This window comes from Dietzia sp. IN118 (assembly GCF_032905965.1).
Lineage (GTDB): Bacteria > Actinomycetota > Actinomycetes > Mycobacteriales > Mycobacteriaceae > Dietzia > Dietzia kunjamensis.
On the sequence record NZ_JAUMSR010000001.1, the window covers coordinates 1,849,036 to 1,865,188 of the forward strand.

Here is a 16,153-nt window from a genome sequence, read left to right on the forward strand (position 1 = left end):
GCATGACCGAGGTTGACCAGAGCACCGCCCGCCCCGTCAAGGACGCCTCCACCGTGATGGTGATCCGCGATTCCACCGCCGGCCCGGAGGTGTTCGTCGCCCGCCGCGTCAAGGGTATGGCGTTCGCCGGTGGGATGACCGTCTTCCCGGGTGGAGGGGTGGACGCCGCCGACGACGACCCCGACCTCGCGTGGACGGGCCCGGCCCCCACCTGGTGGGCCGAGCGCCTCGGGTGCGACGAGCCGCGGGCCCGCCGGCTGGTCTGCGCCGCCGCCCGGGAGACGTTCGAGGAGTGCGGTGTCCTGTTGGCGGATCACCTCGACGGAGCCGCGGTCTCGGATGCCGGCAGGTACCACTCGGCCCGGGCCGAGCTCGAAGCCCACGAATTGTCGTTCAGCGGCTTCTTGGAGCGGGAGGAGCTCTCGCTGGCCGCCGGCCGTCTCCGTCCGTTCGACCACTGGATCACTCCCGAGGTCGAGAAGCGCCGGTACGACACCCGGTTCTTCCTCGCCGCACTGCCGGGCGGGCAGGAGCCGGACGACCTGACCACCGAGGTGGACCTGACCATGTGGGCCCGCCCCGTGGACCTGCTGGCGGACTTCCGTACGGGCCACTCGATGCTGCTGCCGCCCACCTGGACCCAGCTACGCCACCTCGCCGAGTTCGCGGACGTCGACTCCGCACTGGCCGCGTCCCGGACCATCGCGCCGATCCAACCGGAGATCATCGAGCACCGCGGCGGCATCAGGGTCGGGTTCGACGGCTCCGACGAGTACTGGTCGGACTATCAGGCAGGGCATCCGCCGACCGGGAACTGATCGGCGCGCGCCGGGACCCGTGCGCCGGACCCTGTCGAACCGCTCACGGAGACGGTGGCTCGGTGGTTGACTGCCTTGCATGCCGGCATTCGAGTTCGACGTGGACGCGTCGATCGCGGCCGGGTGGGACCGTTTCGCCTCCCACCTGGCCGATCTCCTGCGCGACCTGGTCCCCGGCGCGATCTTCGACCTGGCGGTACCCGTCCTCGGTGCGCCCTCCGCGCACACGCCGTACATCCGGTTCACCGCCGTCGCCTCCGGGCGGGTCGACGCCGAGGTCTCCGGCGGCGGTTCTGAGGACACCCCCACCCCCCTGAGCCCCGCGCAACTGGCGCAGCTCTCGGCCCTCGGATGGCAGGCCGCCGACACGGGTCGTGAACCGGATCCCGCCGCCGGCCCCCGTGTCAGCCTGACGACGGACCGGGCCCGCGAGCTGTCCCACCTCGTCGCCGGGACCCTGGAACAGGTGTTCGGGATCCGACACCCGGTGTTCCTGCACGATGTCACCGACTCCGATCCGGATGACCTCGTCGGCGCGCGTCCGGTCGAGCCCGGGCCTCCGGACGGGGACCCGGACGGGGACCCGTCCGACGCCGTGAGCCCCCCGGGCGGCGAGGACGACTTCCGCCCGCAGCCGATCACCGATCCGGACCAGGCGACCCGGGCTGTGGAAGCCGCCCTCACCGAGGTCTACCGGCGGCGCGTCCGGGCCGACGAGCACGATGTCTTCACCGTCCCCGCCGGGTGCGTCCTGCTCTTCGTGCGCGCGCACCGTTCCCTGCCGCTCATCGTGTTCCGCAGTCCGCTGGTGTCGGCGGTGGAGGACGCGGCCGCCGCGGAGACCGAGGTCGCGATCCTCAACCGCGACTCCTTGTGGTGCCGGTACGTCTTCGACGGCGAGGCGATCACCGCCGAGTCGGAGTTCGTCGACCGGGTGTTCGTGCCGGTCAACTTCAAGATCCAGCTGGCCGAGATCTCCGCGGAGCTCGATGACGTCTACCCGGACCTCGTACGCCGGGTCGCGGGCAAACACTCGCGGGACCTGCGAGCCTCCGATGACCCCGGCCCCGACGGGCCGTAGGATCAGGGACTGCCGGGACCGGCCCGGCGCACGATCCCGCCACAGGAGCGCCCCTATGCGTCGCGCCGCCCTCGCCGCCGTGGTCACGGCGGCGACCGTGTTGACCAGTGCCTGCTCTCCGTCGCTCCTCGGCGACGACGACGAACGCGCCGTGCCCGCCCCCACCGCGGAGCCCAGCGGCCCGCTGCCCTCATCCCAGCAGTTCGACCGCCCGTTCCCCGTCTCGGGCGATCTGTGGGACGCCACCGTCACCGTGTCGAACCTGCGGATCGAGCAGTCCTCCGCGTACTCGGACGCCGTGCTGGTGGTGGATGTCCGTGCCGTGCAGTCGTCCGGGCAGCCCGAGTTGGGTCCGGCCGACTTCTCCGCCTTCGACCCCTCGGGACGACCCTTCGAGCGGATCCAGAACCCCGCGGGAATCGTCGACGACCCGCTGGTCCCCTCGGTCCTGGCCACCCCCGGCGAGGAGATCCGGGGAATGGTGGCCTGGACGGTGCCCCGCGGTGTCAGGATCGGCCGGATCGATGTGACCACCCCCGGCACGATCGGTTCGTTCATCGTGACCCGCCAGCCGGACGACCCCGCCCGGTCCTAGTCGCCCGCGGGATCCGACCCCGTCAGGTACGTCCAGCGCCCGCCCCTGCGCTCGAACAGCGACCGTTCCCGCATCACGGTCGGGCCCTCCGGGCCGGTGTACCGCGCTTCGAACTCGACCACCCCGTCGTCGTCGCCCTCATCTCCGGCGACCACCTCCACGACGGTGAGCCCGGTCCACTCCACGTCGGATGCCTCGACCGTCGGCGGCCTGGTCCGGGGATGCCACGTGCGCCAGAGATGGTCCGTGTGCCCCAGCACGAACGCCGTGTACCGCGACCGCATCAGCCGCTCGGCCGTGCGCGCGGGTAGGCCGTCCTCGACGATCGGACCGCAGCACGTCCCGAACCCGTCCCCACTGCCACACGGGCATGCGCTCATCGGTCCACTCCGTTCCCCCTGCGATCCGATCCCCTCAGGCTACCGCCGCCGCACCGGGCGGCCACCGACCCGCCCAGCCCCGCCACCGGACGCCGCCCGCCTACCCCCGGCCTTCCCGGCGGTCTATCCTCGCTGGTGACATGACTGGTTTCGCTTCCCTCCGCTCGCTCACGCGACGCCGCCCGGACCCCGACCTCGCACCCCTTCGCGTGCGCTCCTGCCGCGACCTGTGCAATTGGAACGAGACCCCGGTCGAACGTCGGGGAGAGCCGCTGTTCGCGTGCCGCGGATGCGGATCCCAGTGGGTCCCGAGTGAACCGTGGACCCCGCGCGAGGCCACCGGGGAGATCCCCCGGGCCGTCCTGGACCTCCTCCGGTCCGGCGACTGACCACCCGGGGTACGACGTCACCGTCCGCTATAGAGTCGGACCATGACCACGACCCCTCTGTCCCCCCTCTCGTCCGCCGGCGCCGGGACCGTCGACGCGATCCTGCGACGGTCCGCCCGCCGGTTCCCCGACCGGGTCGCCCTGACCTTCGCCGACCGTCGCTGGACCTACGCCGAACTCGACACCGCGGTCGACCGGGTCGCCTCCCTGCTCGCCGCTCGGGGGCTCGACGACGGTGCGCGGATCGCCGCCTACGGGGTCAACTCGGACGCCTACCTCATCGGCTTCCTCGCGACCTCACGGGCGGGGTACACCCACGTCCCGGTGAACTACGCCCTGACGGGCGGAGAGCTCGAGTACCTCCTGACGGATTCCGGCGCCTCACTCGTGCTGGTCGACCCCGCACAGGCGCCGACCCTCGAGACCGTCGTCCAGACCCTGCCGTCGCTGCAGACGCTCGCGCTGCAACCCGCCGCCGGGGATCCCGCCGACGGCACGCTGCTGGGCGCGGCAGTGGATCGGGGCGAGGCCCGGCCCGTCGACTCCCCCGCATCCGGGAGCGACCTCGCGCAGCTTCTGTACACCTCGGGCACCACCTCGCGGCCCAAGGGCGCGATGATGACGCACGCGGCACTGGCACACGAGTACGTCAGCTGCATCCTCTCCCTCGACCTCGCAGCGGATGACGCACCACTGGTGACGATGCCGCTGTACCACTCCGCGGCCATGCACGTGTTCGCGATGCCCTACCTCTCGCTGGGGGCGACGGTGCACCTGATGGCCGCGCCCGACATCCCGGAGATCCTCCGGCGCGTCGAGGAGGACGGGATCGGGTCGCTGTTCCTCGCACCGACGGTCTGGGTTCCGCTGGCCTCCCACCCCGACCTCGACACGCGTGACCTGTCGAGCCTGCGCAAGTCCCAGTACGGCGCGTCGATCATGCCGGTCACCGTGCTGCAGCGCCTGCGCGACAAGTACCCCGAGCTCGGTTTCTACAACTGCTTCGGGCAGTCCGAGATCGGGCCGCTGGCGTGCGTCCTGCGTCCCGAGGAGCACGATGCACGCCCGGCCAGTGCCGGCCGTCCCGTCTTCTTCGTCGAGGCGCGCGTCGTCGACGAGAGCGGCGCGGAGGTCGCGGCCGGCGAGCAGGGTGAGATCGTCTACCGCTCCCCGCAACTGTGCCAGGGGTACTGGAACAAGCCCGAGGCCACGCAGGAGGCGTTCCGCGACGGGTGGTTCCACTCCGGGGACCTCGTGGTGCGTGACCCGGAGGGGTTCGTCGAGGTGGTCGACCGGATCAAGGACGTCATCAACACCGGCGGTGTCCTGGTGGCCTCCCGCGAGGTGGAGGACGCCGTGTACCGGGACGAGCGGGTCGCCGAGGTCGCCGTGATCGGCACCCCGGATCCCAAGTGGATCGAGGCGGTGACCGCGGTCGTCGTCCTCAAGGACGGAGTTCACGCCACGGAGGACGAGATCGTCGCGGGCACGCGCGAGCACCTCGCCCCGTTCAAGGTGCCCAAGCGGGTGGTGTTCGTCGATGAACTGCCCCGCAACCAGTCCGGAAAGCTCCTCAAGCGGGAGTTGCGGCAGGACTGACACGCCTCGGGGCGGTCAGGCGATCCGGGCCAGGACCTCGCGTGCCACCAACGCGGGGGCCTGTTCCGGTATCCAGTGACCGAGGTCATCGAGCGGGACGAAACGGTACTCGGCCGTCACCCGCTCCGCCGTCGCGTCGGCCCCGCTGCGCGCGACCGCGGGATCCTGCCCGCCCCACAGGAAGGTGGTGGGGACGGTGACGTCGGGGAGGTCGTACCTCCGCATCGCGCGGTACCAGTGCAGGGCCGCGGTCAGGGCCGAGCGCTCCCCGAGCACCTCGAGATGCCTGTCCACCAGATCCGGCGGTACCTGCCCGCCGAACATGGCACGCAATCGGTGAGCATCCCCCTCGAGGAGCACGTCCTCGGCCTTGCCCTCCTGCCGGAACAATCCGAAGTACGCCGACCGGGCCTGTTGATCGGGATCCGCCCCGATCGCGTCGGAGAACGCCGCGAGATGCGGGATCGAGATGGCCGTGAGACTCGCGACCCGATCGGCGTGGTGGGCGGCCAGCCACCATGCCACGGACGCCCCCCAGTCATGACCGACCACGTGGACACGCTCGAGCCCCAGACCGTCCGCCACGGCGAGGGCGTCAGCCGACAGGTGCTCGATGGCATAGTCCGCCACATCGTGCGGACGCGCTCCGGGCGAGTATCCACGCTGCATGGGGGCCACCACCCGGACACCCTGAGTCACCAGGTCCGCGGCGACGCGTTCCCATTCCCACGCCGACTCGGGGAAGCCGTGCAGGGCCAACACCGTCCGCACCGGTGCAGTGTCGGCCGCGTGGCCGTCCGGCTCCCACACCAGGACGTCGAGGGTGCCTGCCGGGACGTCCACGGTCGTTCTCCGGGGTTCCATGGAGCGGACCCTAGCGCGCCACCGGGTCAGCGCGGGCGGGTTCCCCGATGCGTCCGGTCGGACGCGCCCGAGCAGTCGGCCGGCGCCCGCCGGTCGTGCCACTCCCGGACGAGCCACATCTCGATCACCAGCGGGTCGACGGCCGCCTCGCGAGCCCACGCGGCGACCACGTCCAGGTAACGCTGGTAGCGCCGCGGGGTCAGCCGGGAGGCCGAGTCGATCTCGGTCCAGCCGGCGTGGATCAGGGTGCCGATCCCCGCCGGATCGACCGGCACGATATGCGGCGCCGACCAGGCCATGCCCAACGACGACAGGTACAGCGACGCCAGGGGGTACCCCAGGTCGGGAACGCCGCGCCCCGCTCTGCCGGCGGGAGCTCCGTGCCGCAGGAGGTTCATCGCCTCAACCGGCGCGTCGAGCCAGTCCACCACCTCGTGCAGCACGAGTGGGTATCCGTGGGAGGAGACCGATACCCGACCGTGCCGGTCCCGCTCGGCTACCCGGAAGTCCGGCAGCCCGCGCCGCACCCCCGATCGCGACGGGTGGCCGGACAGCCAGGCGGCGCACATGTAGAGCGCCACGACGGATTCCTCGAGACTGCCCCGGGCGCGCCGACCCGCCGCCCACAGGTCGCTCCTGCGGAGGTACCCGGGCCCGGACTCGACCCGCCCGCCGTCGAGGCCACCGGCGACCAGGCGGAGGTCGACGCGCTTCTCCGCGAGGCGCAGGTTCCACAGGTCCAGATCGATCCCGACGTACTCGTCGGCGACCAGCAGCGCGGCAGGCTGCGCGCGGCACCACTCGCGGCAGGCCGCGGGGAGTGCGGGGATCGGGTGGGGTCCGGTCGTCGTCATGCCCCGTACCGTGTCATGCGGGTACGACAACACCGGACCCCGGCGCCGGTTCAGTCCTGTGCGAACGCGTCCAACGGCGGGCACGAGCAGACCAGGTTGCGGTCGCCGTAGGCCCCGTCGATCCGGCGGACGGCCGGCCACACCTTCGGGCGCCAGGTCGACCCCAGGGGGTACCCCGCGACGCTGCGCGGGTAGGCGTGCGTCCACTCGTCGGCGGACACGCTCTGGGCCGTGTGGGGCGCGCCCCGCAGCGGGTTGTCGTCCACCGTCCACTCGCCGTCGGAGACCCGGTCGATCTCGGCGCGTATCGCCGCCATCGCATCACAGAACGCGTCCAGTTCGGACAGGTCCTCGCTCTCGGTCGGCTCGACCATGAGCGTGTTGGGCACCGGGAAGCTCATGGTGGGCGCGTGGAAGCCGTAGTCGGCGAGACGCTTCGCGACGTCGTCGATCGAGATGCCGACCGAGTCGATGAGCGGGCGCAGGTCGAGGATGCACTCGTGGGCGACCCACCCGCCGTCACCGGAGTACAGCACCGGGAAGTGCTCCCCGATACGCCGGGCCAGATAGTTCGCGCTGGCGATGGCGGTGAGCGTGGCCCGGCGCAGTCCGTCGGCCCCCATCATCCGCACGTACGCCCACGTGATGGGCAGGATCGACGCGGAGCCGAACGCGGCCGAGGAGACCACGCCACCCGCGCCCAGGCCGTCCTCGTGGGGATGCCCGGGCAGGAAATCGCGCAGGTGCTCGGCCACCGCGACGGGGCCGACGCCCGGTCCACCGCCACCGTGGGGGATACAGAAGGTCTTGTGCAGGTTGAGGTGGCTCACGTCGCCCCCGAACCGGCCCGGGCGCGCGACCCCGACCAGCGCGTTGAGGTTGGCCCCGTCGATGTAGACCTGACCCCCGGCATCGTGGACGATCGCGCAGATCTGCTCGATGTCGTGCTCGTACACGCCGTGTGTGGACGGGTAGGTGATCATGATCGCCGACAGTTCGGCGCCGTACTTGTCCACCTTCGCGCGCAGGTCGTCCACGTCGACGTCGCCGTTCTCACGGCACGCCACCACGACGACCTTCATCCCGGCCATGACCGCGGAGGCGGCATTGGTGCCGTGCGCGGACGACGGGATGAGGCAGACCGTCCGGTCCTCCTCCCCGCGCGATCGGTGGTAACCGCGGATCGCGAGGAGTCCGGCGTACTCGCCCTGGCTACCGGCGTTGGGCTGCAGACTGACCGCCGCGTACCCGGTGATGTCGACGAGCCACTGCTCGACATCCGCGACGAGTTCGCGGAGTCCGGCGCTCTGGTCCGCCGGGGCGAACGGGTGGAGTCGGTTGAACTCCGGCCACGTGATGGGCTCCATCTCGGTGGTGGCGTTGAGCTTCATCGTGCACGAGCCCAGCGGGATCATGGTCCGGTCCAGCGCCATGTCCTTGTCCGAGAGCGCCCGCAGGTACCTCAGCATCGCGGTCTCGGTGCGGTACCGCACGAACGCCTCGTGCTGGAGGAACTCGCTCGTGCGATCCCCGTGGCCCGGATCCACCGAGATCTCGACGGCCCCGACGGCACCTGCGCCGAATGCCTCGAGCACGATCCCGACGTGCTCGGCGGTGGTGGCCTCGTCACACGCGATCGACACGGAGTCGTCGTCGACCTTCCACAGGTTCACCCCGCGCGCGGCGGCGGCGGCCAGTACCTCATCAGCGCGTCCCGGTACACGGGTCAGGACCGTGTCGAAGAACGCGTCGTGGACCACCTCGACCCCGGCCGAGCGCAGTCCCCGGGCGAGAGCATCGGCGTGGGCGTGCACCCGGCGGGCGATCGCCGAGAGACCGTCGGCGCCGTGATAGGACGCATACATCGCGGCCAGGACCGCCAGGAGGACCTGGGCGGTGCAGATGTTGGACGTCGCCTTCTCGCGACGGATGTGCTGCTCACGGGTCTGGAGGGCGAGCCGGTACGCGACCTGTCCGTCGGCGTCTGTCGACACCCCGACCAGTCGACCCGGCAGGTTGCGGGCGTGCGCGCTGCGGCACGCGAGGAAACCGGCGTGCGGCCCGCCGAAGCCCATCGGGACCCCGAAGCGCTGGGTGGTGCCGAAGCACGCGTCCGCGCCCTTCTCCCCCGCGGGGGTCAGGACCGTCGCCGCCAGCAGGTCGACACCCGCGGCGACCATGGCGCCCCGCTCGTGGCACTGCTCGATGAGCCCGGACACGTCGGCGACACGACCGGACGCGCCGGGGGTCTGCACGAGCGCCCCGAAGAACTCTCCCTCGGGCAGGCCGTCGTCCACCAGGTTCGCGGTGACGATCTCGATGCCCAGGGGCTCGGCGCGGGTGGCGAGGATCGCCGCGGTCTGGGGGAAGATGTCGACGTCGACGGCGAAGCGGGGGCTCTTGGAGGAGCGGTTGGCCCGTCGCAGCATCGTCATGGCCTCGGCCGCGGCTGTGCCCTCGTCCAGCATGGAGGCGTTCGCCATGTCCATACCGGTCAGGTCGGAGACCATCGTCTGGAAATTCAGGAGCGCCTCGAGACGGCCCTGGCTGATCTCCGGCTGGTAGGGGGTGTAGCCCGTGTACCACGCCGGACTCTCGATGATGTTGCGGATGAGCACCGGCGGGGTGAGCGTGTCGTAGTACCCCTGGCCGATCATCGACACGGCGACGGTGTTGCGGTTCGCGAGTTCACGGAGCGCGGCGAGGGTGTCCGCCTCCGACAGCGGCTCCGGTAGCGCGTCGATCCCCTCAGCACGCCCGTCCGCGCCCACCTCGTCGAGGATGACCGACGGGACGGACCGCTCGGCGAGCTCGTCCAGCGAGCTCACCCCGATGGTGTCCAGGATGCGTTCCAGGCCGTGGGCGTCGGGACCCAGGTGGCGGGCGACGAACTCGCCTCCGGTCCGGGAGATGTCGGGGGTCGTCGTCACAGGTGCTCCTCAGGTGGCGGGGCCGCCCGGACAGGCGGCCTGCGGGCCGGTGCTACCCTCTCCGCTCTGTCCCCTGCCGGACGGGTGCCGGCGCCTGAGAGATTCACCGGACTCGCGAGGCGAGCCCGGCTTTCCCCGTGGGCGGGTGGTCTGTTCCACCGCTCTCCAGAGGCGTTAGGCGACTACACGGTCCGGGTGCCTGAGAGATTCTCGGAGAGGAGTTGCTCCTTCGGCGCCCACGGCCCGTAGGCCGCGGAGCTCTCCCGTGAGTCGCGTGAACGCACGGCCGAGTCTAGACCACCCGAGCCGATCAGCCCGTGCGGCGTGAGGCGCGTGCGCGCCGACGGGCCGCCAGTTCGTCCTCCACCGGCGTCAGGATGTCCTCCTCCGACACCGTCTCGGCGGGGAACTCGGCGATCGAGCCGGCGAGCTCACGCATCGCTCCCCCGATCCCGATCCCGAAGACACCCTGCCCGCCCTGCAGCAGGTCGAACACCTCCTCCTTGGAGGTGCACTCGAACACGGTGCGGCCGTCGGAGAACAGGGTGATGGTCGCCAGATCCTCCACACCACGTGAACGGATCTGGTCCACGGCCTTGCGGATGTTCTGCAGCGAGATGCCGGTGTCGAGCAGCTGCTTGACGATCTTCAGGACGAGGATGTCCTTGAACGAGTACAGGCGCTGGCTACCCGAGCCGGCCGCATTGCGGATCGACGGCACCACGAGGTCGGTGCGTGCCCAGTAATCGAGCTGCCGGTAGGTGATCCCGGCGATCTGGCATGCGATCGGGACCCGGTACCCGCTCGTGCCGTCCGGGATCCCGTCATCGGGGAACAACCCGGGCTGCACCTCGTCGAAGGAAGCCTGGGTGCCCTCTCCTCGGTCCCCGAAGAGACTCTCCGTGTTCGTATCGGCGACGGACGGCTCCGAGACCCGGGTGTGGTCGGCCACGATTGCTCCCTCAAGCTGCGGGTGTCGCCACGATCGTGACGACACGGTACCGGGCGACGAGGCCCGGATCCTGGACGCGTGAACACCATCGGTGTAGTTCACTGAGGGCAACGCTATGCCCGCCGGGGGCCCTGATCAATAGGACACGCGGTAAACCTCAACCTCAAGTTGAAGTTTAGAGTCTGTCCTGACCTGCGAACTGGTATCGGTGTGGCCACTGTGAATGCCAAACTCGCAGGTCGCAGGCGTCAGGACGATGACCCGCCCGGTTCTCTGGGCGCCTCCGGTCCGCCGAGAAAATCGTCAGGGTTCACCTGATCGAGGAACTCCCGGAAGGCTTCGACCTCTTCCTCGCCCTGCTCCACGAGGGAGATCCCCACCTCGTCGAGCACCTCCCGGCTCACGAGTACCGGCGAGGAGGTCCGCAGTGCAACCGCCACCGCGTCGGACGGGCGCGCGGACACCCTCGTGTCGCCGAAGACCAACTCCGCGAAGAACGTCCCCTCGGACACTCCGATGATCTCCACCTGCTCCAGCGGATGCGAGAAGGTGTCCAGTAGCGCGGCCACGAGGTCGTGGGTCAGCGGCCTGCTCGGCCGCACCCCCTGCTGTTGGAGGCTGATCGCCGCGGCTTCGGCCGCCCCGATCCAGATCGGTACGTACCGGCCACCGTCCTTCTCGTGCAGGATCAGTACGGGTGCGTACTCCGGCTCCTCGAAACGGACGCCGACGATGTCGACCTCGCGCATGTTCTTTCCCATGTTCTCCGCCTCTCCCACGTCTCAAGCGTAGCCCCGATCCGGTTCACCGCGAGCGGGCGCTGTCCCTGTCAGGACTCGAGGGCGTGCCTCACGGCGACGGTCACCAGGGTCGAATGGAGCGACACCGACAGTGCCGCGATCTCCCGCGCCAACTCCGCGGCCCGGTCACGGGCATCGGCATCGCCCTGGCGGGCCACCGGGCCGGCGATCTGGGTGATCAAGCCGGTCTGCCGATCCGCCGCCGTGCGGAAACCCCTGAGGTGGCGCACGTCCACCCCGTGCCCGGCCAGATCGTGCGCGGTCCGCGCCACCAGGACCGCTTCCGGGTCGAAGAAGCCGCCGGGCCCCGCCGCGATCAGGCCGGCGTCGATCAAGGCGTCGACCAGTGCGGCGTCCACCCCGGACTGCTCGACCACGTTCTCGCGGGTGAGCCTCTTCAGGGTGTCGCTCCGGAAATCGTCCGGGGCGGAGCCGGGGACGCCGTCCTCACCCGACCGGGGCCGCAGCGCGGTGGTCGACCCGTCGGCGATGCCGGCGTCCAGTGCGTCGAGTTCCTGCCGGATCACCTTGAGCGGCAGGTACCGATCGCGCTGGGCGGTCAGTACGTACCGCAGGCGCTCGCGGTCCTCGACGCTGAACCGCCGGTATCCGCTCGCCGTGCGCTCAGGGGTGACCAGCCCCTCGTTCTCGAGGAACCGGACCTTCGACACCGTCAGGTCCGGGAACTCCGGACTCAGAAGTGCGATGACGCCCCCGATGGAGAGGTACTCCTCCCTCGGGGCGCCCTGTCCGGCGGCGGTCACTGCCCGGGCGTACCCGTCAGGAAGACGAGACGGAACTTGCCGATCTGGACCTCGTCGCCGTTGGACAGCGACGCCGAGTCCACGGGCTCACGATTGACGTAGGTACCGTTCAGCGACCCCACGTCGACGACGGTGAAGGTCTCGCTCTCGCTCCGGAACTCGGCGTGCCGCCGGCTCACCGTCACGTCGTCGAGGAAGATGTCGCTGTCCGGGTGCCGTCCCGCGGACGTGGTGGCCTGGTCGAGCAGGAACCTCGACCCCGCGTTGGGGCCACGCTTGACCACGAGCAGCGCCTGCCCCTCGGGGAGCCCCTCGACACCGGTGACGGCGGAGTCGGACTGGGCCGCCTGCTGGTCGGATTCGTTGAGGAGCTCGGCACGGAACACCGAGGTGGTCTCGGCGGTCGCCTCGGGCATGTTCTTGTTCTCGGTCACGTTCGTATCTCCTCGTCCGAGCCCAGCGGGGGCTCACCGTGCGGTGCTGTTGATTCTATGTCGGAGTCCCCGGTCGCGGGGCCCGGGGGCGGCGACTACCCGCTCAGCCCTCGGTGATCTTGGCGTACCCGTCCGAATCGAGGGTCTGCTCGAGCTGGGACTCCAGGTCGTCCACATCGGCGATCTCGAGGACGACGATCCACCCCTCACCGTACGGATCCGAGTTGACCAGTTCGGGAGACGTCTCGAGGGCGGTGTTGACCTCGACGACCTTGCCGCTCAGTGGCGCGTAGAGGTCGGACACGCTCTTCGGCGACTCGACCTCACCGAAGGGCTCACCCGACTCGGTCTCCCCACCGACGTCCGGGAGTTGGACGAACACGATGTCGCCCAACTTGGACTGCGCGTACTCGGTGATTCCGATGCGCACGCGGGTGTCCGACACCCGCTCCACCCACTCGTGCTCATCGGTGTACCGGAGCTGGTCGGGGATGTTCTGATCGCTCACTGACGCGCCCTTCTCGAGTGGCTCACTTCGAATTCCATCTGGCGACATTACACACCGTCGGGCGCCCCCACATCAGCCGATCGGACCCCGCGCGGGCGAACCGCCCGCGCGATCCTCGACGCCTGCCAGACGTAGATGCCCCCACTCCAGGCGTACAGGCCGACACCCCAGTACAGGCACGCCTCCCCCACGAGTTCGAAGGCCTGGCCTCCCGGTACTCCGGCGTGGCCGGTCAGCAGCAGTGGGAGCGACCAGAACAGGGCGAAGGTCGCCGCCTTGCCCAGATAGGTGACCTCGGGGTCCAGCCCGCGCCGGCGATAGACCGGGAGCGTGGCCGTCAGTAGGAGATCACGCGCGATCAGCACCACCACGATCCACACCGGGATGTATCCCGCCACGGCGAAGGAGACGGGGACGGCGGCGACGAGGATCCTGTCGGCGATCGGGTCCAGACGCTCGCCCCAGGTGGAGCGCATGTTCCACAGGCGGGCGATCTTGCCGTCGAGCCAGTCCGACACCACCAGCACCCCGAGGAGCCACAACGCCAGGGGTGGGTCATCCCACGCCAGGATGCTCAGCACGAGGACCGGGATCAGGGCGATGCGCCCCAGGGAGATCGCGTTGGGCAACGTCCAGAACCGGTCGCTGACCTCCGGAACCCTCGCGGGCGTATCGGGCCCCAGGCCGGGCGGGACCGCCGCGGACAGGTGGCCGTCCCGCGGCGGGGGGATCCTGGCCCCGAGGACCTTGCCCTCGCCGGTCCGCCATTCCCGGAGGTCGGTCTCCCGTCGACCGTCACGCGCCGCACTCATCGGAACGTCGACATCATCCCGGAGAAGACGTTCCCGCCGGCCGCCATCGGGTTGTCGTGGACCATGTAGGTCCAGGTCGAGGTGGGCCGTGCCATGGAATTGGCCTCGAGGTCCACCCCGGAGGCGGTGAACTCGATCTCGGCGAACGTGGCCTCGGACTTGCGGACCGCGTCGGAGGCGAGATCGCGGAAGTGGTCGATCGCGATCCGGTGGAACTCGTCGAGGGGGTTCTCGCGTCCCAGCGCGCGGAGGTGGATCGATTCGCGGACGTCGTTCATCGTCTCGAGATGTCGCGCCCAACCACGGTCGAGATGCCACAGCATGATCTCGCGGCATCCCTGCACCACGGCGTCGCGGCCGTGCGCCTCCACCAGTCGGGCACTCCGTTCGGAATCATGTGCCGTGAGTTCCTCGAACGCCTTGTCCGTGCGGAGCAGCGCGGCACGTCGCTCGGCGAGGATGTCGCGCTGCTCGGCGAGGAGACGACTGTAGCGCCAGGTGTTGGCGTGGATCTCCAGCATCTGCCCCTCGGTCACCCGCTGGGCGTGATCGACGGCGTCGCGCCCGCGATTGCCCTTGAGCAACCCGGACATCCTGTCGTGGCTGGTCGGGATCTTTTCGGGTTCGAGCGCCGAGGTCACCACGGGGTCGTCCATGGCGGCGAAGAACACCGAGCTGCCCGGGTCGCCCTGACGCCCCGCCCGTCCCCTGAGCTGGTTGTCGAGCCGCTCGGTCCGGTGCCGTCCGGTACCCACCACGTGGAGACCGCCGAGTTCCACGACCTCGTCGCGTCGGGCCTCGTCGGAACCGCCGAGGCGGATGTCCGTCCCGCGCCCGGCCATCTGGGTGGAGACGGTGACGTTGCCGACGTCACCGGCCTCGGCGACGATGGCCGCCTCCTCCTCGTCGTTCTTGGCGTTGAGGACCGAGCACTCGACCCCCTTCTCGGCGAGCCGTGCGGCCAGTTCCTCGGACTCGGCCACGTCGTGGGTGCCCACCAGGACCGGCTGACCGGTGGCGTGGACAGCAGCGATGTGTTCGACCAGCGCGCGGGTCTTGCTGTCGGTGTCGATGTAGGTGCGGTCGGCCTCGTCGAACCGGATGTTCGGGGCGTTGGGGTCGATCCGGGACACGCCCAGGGAGTAGAACTCGCGCAACTGGGCACCCGCCGCCAGCGCGGTGCCGGTCATCCCGCATACCTTGTCGTACCGGCCGATGAACGCCTGGACCGTGATGCTGTCCAGGATCTGCCCCGCCTCGGACACCGCGACGCCCTCCTTGGCCTCCACGGCGGCCTGGAGCCCGTCCGGCCACCGCTGGAGCTCGGCCACCCGTCCGCGGGACGCGTTGACGAGCTGCACCCGTCCGTCGCGGACGATGTAGTCCACGTCCCTACGCAGCAGGAAGCACGCGTGGAGCGCGACGTTGACCTGGACCAGGGTCGTACCGACGTGGTCGGCGTCGTAGAGGTCGGGGATGCCGAGCTCGGTCTCGATGGCCTCGGCGCCGTCGTCGGTGAGGAAGATGTTGCGGCGGTCGGCGTCGGTCTCGTAGTGCCGACCCGGTCGCAGCTTGCGCACCGCGGCCAGGACCTCACCTGTCGGCGCCTCCCCGGAGGTCGAGCCGGCCAGGACCAGCGGCACGAGCGCCTCGTCCACCAACACCGAATCGGCCTCGTCCACCAGGGCCACGTCGGTGGTCGGGGCGATGAGATCCGCGGGGTCGGTCACCAACTGTTCGCGGAGGACGTCGAACCCGATCTCGGAGACCGAGCCGTACGTGACATCGCAGGAATAGGCGATACGTCGCTCGTCGCGCGTCGAGGACTCCGTCACGTGGCCGACCGAGAGCCCGAGCATTTCGAACATCGGCCCCATCCAGCGCGCGTCCCGGGCGGCGAGATAGTCGTTGACCGAGATGACGTGCACCGTGTGGCCCTGGAGGGCGTAGCCGGCGGCGGCCACCGCCCCCGAGAGTGTCTTGCCCTCGCCGGTCGCCATCTCGACGACATCGCCGGCGAACATCCGCAACGCTCCCTGGAGCTGGACGCCGAACGGCCTCAGACCGACGGTCCGGGTGGCGGACTCCCTCGCCAACGCGAGGAACCGGGCGAGATCCTCGGGCGGATCACCGAAGAGCTGCAGCCCGTGCGCGGCGTCCGCGAACTCGTCGTCGTCCAGTCCTGCCGCCCACTCGTCGAACCCGTGCGACATCTCGACCGCGCTCTGCGCGCGCGAGGTGTCGCGTCCCTGGGTGGAGCCCATGAGCTTCCAGAAGCGGTTGGCCAGTCCCACGCGTGGAGTCCTTCCCGGTGACGAACAGATGCTCCCACCGTACGCAGGGGGACGCCGTCGGGGACGCGCCCCTCCGGTC

Annotated in this window: 16 protein-coding genes and 1 riboswitch; of the genes, 5 read left to right on the forward strand and 11 right to left on the reverse strand. The window is 70.3% G+C overall.

The window, feature by feature from the left end:
- Positions 1–2: 2 nt before the first annotated feature.
- From Q2K20_RS08990 to Q2K20_RS09000, 3 genes are all read left to right on the forward strand, one after another.
- Positions 3–818, forward strand: coding sequence for an NUDIX hydrolase (locus Q2K20_RS08990; protein WP_067715878.1), 816 nt, complete (start codon positions 3–5; stop codon positions 816–818).
- 79 nt (positions 819–897) lie between these two features.
- On the forward strand, positions 898–1,899 hold the full coding sequence (locus Q2K20_RS08995) for a TY-Chap domain-containing protein (protein WP_119191641.1): 1,002 nt from the start codon (positions 898–900) through the stop codon (positions 1,897–1,899).
- A gap of 55 nt (positions 1,900–1,954) precedes the next feature.
- A complete protein-coding gene (locus Q2K20_RS09000; protein WP_163375746.1) occupies positions 1,955–2,494 on the forward strand; it encodes a hypothetical protein in 540 nt (179 codons plus the stop codon).
- Here the strand turns inward: Q2K20_RS09000 and Q2K20_RS09005 are convergent.
- On the reverse strand, positions 2,491–2,874 hold the full coding sequence (locus tag Q2K20_RS09005; RefSeq protein ID WP_096905534.1) for a YchJ family protein: 384 nt from the start codon (positions 2,872–2,874) through the stop codon (positions 2,491–2,493). The two genes, Q2K20_RS09000 and Q2K20_RS09005, sit on opposite strands and share 4 nt — an antisense overlap.
- 140 nt (positions 2,875–3,014) lie before the next feature.
- On the opposite strand from Q2K20_RS09005, the gene Q2K20_RS09010 reads away from it, so the two are divergent.
- Entirely contained in the window at positions 3,015–3,263 is a 249-nt protein-coding gene (locus Q2K20_RS09010) for a hypothetical protein (protein WP_120283106.1), read from the forward strand.
- 42 nt (positions 3,264–3,305) lie between these two features.
- Positions 3,306–4,862 carry a fatty acyl-CoA synthetase gene (locus tag Q2K20_RS09015; RefSeq protein WP_119191640.1) on the forward strand — a complete coding sequence of 519 codons (1,557 nt, stop codon included), beginning with the start codon at positions 3,306–3,308 and terminating at the stop codon, positions 4,860–4,862.
- A gap of 15 nt (positions 4,863–4,877) precedes the next feature.
- Here Q2K20_RS09015 and Q2K20_RS09020 read toward each other — a convergent pair whose 3' ends face one another.
- The 10 genes from Q2K20_RS09020 to secA2 form a co-directional block, all read right to left on the reverse strand.
- On the reverse strand, positions 4,878–5,726 hold the full coding sequence (locus tag Q2K20_RS09020; protein ID WP_173674757.1) for an alpha/beta fold hydrolase: 849 nt from the start codon (positions 5,724–5,726) through the stop codon (positions 4,878–4,880).
- Between the two features lie 26 nt (positions 5,727–5,752).
- Positions 5,753–6,580 carry a hypothetical protein gene (locus Q2K20_RS09025; RefSeq protein ID WP_163375745.1) on the reverse strand — a complete coding sequence of 276 codons (828 nt, stop codon included), beginning with the start codon at positions 6,578–6,580 and terminating at the stop codon, positions 5,753–5,755.
- 50 nt (positions 6,581–6,630) lie between these two features.
- Positions 6,631–9,510: an aminomethyl-transferring glycine dehydrogenase gene (gene gcvP, locus Q2K20_RS09030; RefSeq protein ID WP_205475743.1), complete on the reverse strand. Its 2,880-nt coding sequence runs from the start codon at positions 9,508–9,510 to the stop codon at positions 6,631–6,633.
- A gap of 177 nt (positions 9,511–9,687) precedes the next feature.
- Positions 9,688–9,786: riboswitch (glycine riboswitch) on the reverse strand.
- A gap of 34 nt (positions 9,787–9,820) precedes the next feature.
- A complete protein-coding gene (locus Q2K20_RS09035; RefSeq protein ID WP_235027748.1) occupies positions 9,821–10,360 on the reverse strand; it encodes a MerR family transcriptional regulator in 540 nt (179 codons plus the stop codon).
- Between the two features lie 350 nt (positions 10,361–10,710).
- Positions 10,711–11,211 (reverse strand): bifunctional nuclease family protein, encoded by a 501-nt coding sequence (locus Q2K20_RS09040; RefSeq protein ID WP_096907250.1) that lies wholly within the window; start codon positions 11,209–11,211, stop codon positions 10,711–10,713.
- Between the two features lie 80 nt (positions 11,212–11,291).
- A complete protein-coding gene (locus Q2K20_RS09045) occupies positions 11,292–12,026 on the reverse strand; it encodes a MerR family transcriptional regulator (protein ID WP_067715790.1) in 735 nt (244 codons plus the stop codon).
- Positions 12,023–12,442 carry an FHA domain-containing protein gene (locus tag Q2K20_RS09050; protein WP_172812138.1) on the reverse strand — a complete coding sequence of 140 codons (420 nt, stop codon included), beginning with the start codon at positions 12,440–12,442 and terminating at the stop codon, positions 12,023–12,025. Before Q2K20_RS09050 ends, Q2K20_RS09045 begins: the two co-directional genes overlap by 4 nt.
- A gap of 121 nt (positions 12,443–12,563) precedes the next feature.
- Positions 12,564–12,968 carry a glycine cleavage system protein GcvH gene (gene gcvH, locus Q2K20_RS09055; protein ID WP_067715784.1) on the reverse strand — a complete coding sequence of 135 codons (405 nt, stop codon included), beginning with the start codon at positions 12,966–12,968 and terminating at the stop codon, positions 12,564–12,566.
- Positions 12,969–13,015: 47 nt separating this feature from the next.
- A complete protein-coding gene (locus Q2K20_RS09060) occupies positions 13,016–13,780 on the reverse strand; it encodes a CDP-alcohol phosphatidyltransferase family protein (protein WP_082923877.1) in 765 nt (254 codons plus the stop codon).
- The gene (gene secA2, locus Q2K20_RS09065) at positions 13,777–16,074 is read right to left on the reverse strand and encodes an accessory Sec system translocase SecA2 (protein WP_269504344.1); all 2,298 of its coding nucleotides are present in this window, start codon (positions 16,072–16,074) and stop codon (positions 13,777–13,779) included. The genes Q2K20_RS09060 and secA2 overlap by 4 nt, the downstream gene beginning before the upstream one ends.
- Positions 16,075–16,153 lie beyond the last annotated feature (79 nt).

Bases quoted from the DNA above. Each gene is read 5' to 3' on its own strand.
- Q2K20_RS08990 (WP_067715878.1), top strand. From the start codon at position 3: ATGACCGAGGTTGACCAGAGCACCGCCCGCCCCGTCAAGGACGCCTCC.
- Q2K20_RS08995 (WP_119191641.1), top strand. From the start codon at position 898: ATGCCGGCATTCGAGTTCGACGTGGACGCGTCGATCGCGGCCGGGTGG.
- Q2K20_RS09000 (WP_163375746.1), top strand. From the start codon at position 1,955: ATGCGTCGCGCCGCCCTCGCCGCCGTGGTCACGGCGGCGACCGTGTTG.
- Q2K20_RS09005 (WP_096905534.1), bottom strand. From the start codon at position 2,874: ATGAGCGCATGCCCGTGTGGCAGTGGGGACGGGTTCGGGACGTGCTGC.
- Q2K20_RS09010 (WP_120283106.1), top strand. From the start codon at position 3,015: ATGACTGGTTTCGCTTCCCTCCGCTCGCTCACGCGACGCCGCCCGGAC.
- Q2K20_RS09015 (WP_119191640.1), top strand. From the start codon at position 3,306: ATGACCACGACCCCTCTGTCCCCCCTCTCGTCCGCCGGCGCCGGGACC.
- Q2K20_RS09020 (WP_173674757.1), bottom strand. From the start codon at position 5,726: ATGGAACCCCGGAGAACGACCGTGGACGTCCCGGCAGGCACCCTCGAC.
- Q2K20_RS09025 (WP_163375745.1), bottom strand. From the start codon at position 6,580: ATGACGACGACCGGACCCCACCCGATCCCCGCACTCCCCGCGGCCTGC.
- Q2K20_RS09040 (WP_096907250.1), bottom strand. From the start codon at position 11,211: ATGCGCGAGGTCGACATCGTCGGCGTCCGTTTCGAGGAGCCGGAGTAC.
- Q2K20_RS09050 (WP_172812138.1), bottom strand. From the start codon at position 12,442: ATGCCCGAGGCGACCGCCGAGACCACCTCGGTGTTCCGTGCCGAGCTC.
- Q2K20_RS09060 (WP_082923877.1), bottom strand. From the start codon at position 13,780: ATGAGTGCGGCGCGTGACGGTCGACGGGAGACCGACCTCCGGGAATGG.